Annotated in this window: 3 protein-coding genes; all 3 read right to left on the minus strand. The window is 68.2% G+C overall.

What is annotated here, in order from left to right; translation table 11 throughout:
• Positions 1–2: 2 nt before the first annotated feature.
• Genes ACFPFG_RS06050 through ACFPFG_RS06060 form a run of 3 tightly spaced genes read right to left on the minus strand, consistent with a single transcriptional unit; the run spans position 3 to position 1,947 of the window.
• The gene (locus tag ACFPFG_RS06050; RefSeq protein WP_183017406.1) at positions 3–569 is read right to left on the minus strand and encodes a hypothetical protein; all 567 of its coding nucleotides are present in this window, start codon (positions 567–569) and stop codon (positions 3–5) included.
• Positions 566–1,339 carry a thioesterase II family protein gene (locus ACFPFG_RS06055; protein WP_183017407.1) on the minus strand — a complete coding sequence of 258 codons (774 nt, stop codon included), beginning with the start codon at positions 1,337–1,339 and terminating at the stop codon, positions 566–568. Before ACFPFG_RS06055 ends, ACFPFG_RS06050 begins: the two co-directional genes overlap by 4 nt.
• Positions 1,340–1,368: 29 nt before the next feature.
• Entirely contained in the window at positions 1,369–1,947 is a 579-nt protein-coding gene (locus tag ACFPFG_RS06060; RefSeq protein WP_016445288.1) for a YcjF family protein, read from the minus strand.
• Positions 1,948–2,170: the final 223 nt, after the last annotated feature.

The raw sequence follows: 2,170 nt of genomic DNA on the forward strand, positions 1-2,170 counted from the left end.
TCCTATTTCTTGTCGATGATCTTCAGGGGAATGGCGCCGTAGGCCAGCGCACGCACGTCGGCGGAGCAGTCGGCGCCGTTGGAGTACGTGCACTCGATGACTTCGAGCTCTCCGGTCAGGTTGTCGCAGCTGCCCACATCGATGGCATTGGACAGATGGGTCAGGTCCTGCTTGCCGACCTTGAGGACATAGAAGCGGGCGATCGTGCTGCCGGCCGACTTGTCGTTGCCCTGCTTGCGGTAGCGGATGCCGGCCACCAGCTCCTCCATGGTCTGGTTGGAGGAGTTGTTCACCTGGATCTGGGGCGAGCACACGGAGCGGCGGTTCATGCCGTCGTTGGCCAGGATCACCAGGGCCTGGGGAATGGACACATAGATCTGACCCTTGGGCCGGCGCCTCTTGACCAGTTCCTGCAGCGGCTCTTCGATCACATGGTTGTTGCTGCCCAGCCGGTGCCCCACGTCCTGGGCCCTGGCGCCCGTCGTGGTGGCGGCCAGGCCGCCCGCCATCAGCGTACACAGCAGCGCGGCACGCAGCGCGCCGCTCGTCATCATCGGGAAATCGTTCATGCAGGCACCAGGCAGGCCGCTGCGCCCAGGCGCAGGCGGTCGATGTCGGCGGACAGAGTGTCCAGGAAGTCGGGAGCCGACTGGAGGAAGAAATGCCCGCCATCGAAGCAATGCAGCCGCGAGCCACCCGTGGTCATGGCGGACCATCCGGCCATCGCCAGGGGCGTGGCGAGCGTATCGGCCCGTCCCGCATAGGCCACCACGGGGCAATCCAGGGGATGCCCCGGCCCCGGCAGCGGCTGGGCCGCCAGCGCGAAGTCGGCCCGCAGCACGGGCAGCGCCATGGCCCAGAAACCGGGGTCGGCATCCAGCTCGGGCGGGATGCCGCCATAGGAGCGGACCAGCCGCTGGAAGGCGCCATCATCCAGGCCAGCCGTATCGGCCACGGCCGGGCGACCGGGGGGCGCGCTGGCGGCCACCAGCAGCCCGCACGGTGGCGGCAGGCCGCGTTCGGCAAGTTGCCGGGCCAGGGCAAACGCCAAGCGCGCGCCCAGGCTGCAGCCAAAGAGCGCGTAAGGACGGTCCAGCCAGGGCGCCACGGCATCGGCAAGGCCGGCCAGCATGGCGTCCAGGCTGACCAGCGGCCTTTCCGACAGCCGCGTTTCGTGGCCCGGGTACTGCAGCGGCGCCACGGCCACGCCTGGCAGATGACGGCGCCAGCCCAGATAGGTCGAGGCACCGCCACCGGCGAAGGGCAGGCACAGCAGGCGCAAGCCTGCATCCGCCGCACCTGCACCGAAGGCCAGCCAGGGGCAGCGGGAGGGCTGCATCGATGTCATCGCAACCGGGCAGTGCCTGCTCAGGACGCGCCGGCCTTGCCGCCGCCGACGTTCTTCTGGACGAAGGCCTTGCCCTCTTCCACCTGTTGCTTGAGCTTGCTGCTCATGTCCGAGACCTTGACATCCAGGAAGGTGCCGCCCGTCTCGAAATGCTGCATGAACAGCTTGCCGACCGCGTAGGTGGTCGCGCCCGCCAAAGTGGACTGGGCCAGCACGCCGGCGGCGATGCCCACGCCCGGAATGAACTTCAGCAGGCTGGCCAGCGGTGCCGTCACCACCAGCGGCAGGTAGCCCCCCAGCAGCGCGCCCAGCAGCTTCTTGCCAGTCTCGTCCGACAGCGAATGGCCGTACAGGCGGCCCACCTTGCGCAGCAGGCTCAGCTGCACGCCGGTGAGGGCGATCAGGTCCAGGCCCGGAACCGGCAGGATGCCGATGCCCATGGCCGTGATCACGTGGTTCTTGATGGTGTGCAGGGCCTCGTTTTGCCGCTCCTGCGGGGTCAGGGGCGCATCGGCTGTCTCGGCAGAGGCCACGGCAGCATCGGCAATGGCCGTGTCGGTGGCGGGGCTCACGGTACTTTCGGCTTTTTCCACGCTCATGGGAAATCTCCAGTTGGGGAACAAGTGGCCCGGCGCACGGCGCCGGGAAGGCGGCACAGGAAGCGGAGTTCGCCCAGTGCCACGGCGGAACACAAATGTTCCAAAGTGTCACCGACACCGGAATCATTCGTGAAACACAGGGAACAGTCAACCCTGCGCGCCGCGCCCTGGCCGGGGGCGCAGGAGGGGGTCAGGGGACTGCGAACGGGGTGCATTCGGGGCC

It is taken from the genome of Delftia deserti (assembly GCF_042653485.1).
Classification (GTDB): domain Bacteria; phylum Pseudomonadota; class Gammaproteobacteria; order Burkholderiales; family Burkholderiaceae_C; genus Comamonas; species Comamonas acidovorans.

Coding starts and splice junctions, on each gene's coding strand:
- ACFPFG_RS06050 (WP_183017406.1), bottom strand. CDS start 569: ATGAACGATTTCCCGATGATGACGAGCGGCGCGCTGCGTGCCGCGCTG.
- ACFPFG_RS06055 (WP_183017407.1), bottom strand. CDS start 1,339: ATGCAGCCCTCCCGCTGCCCCTGGCTGGCCTTCGGTGCAGGTGCGGCG.
- ACFPFG_RS06060 (WP_016445288.1), bottom strand. CDS start 1,947: ATGAGCGTGGAAAAAGCCGAAAGTACCGTGAGCCCCGCCACCGACACG.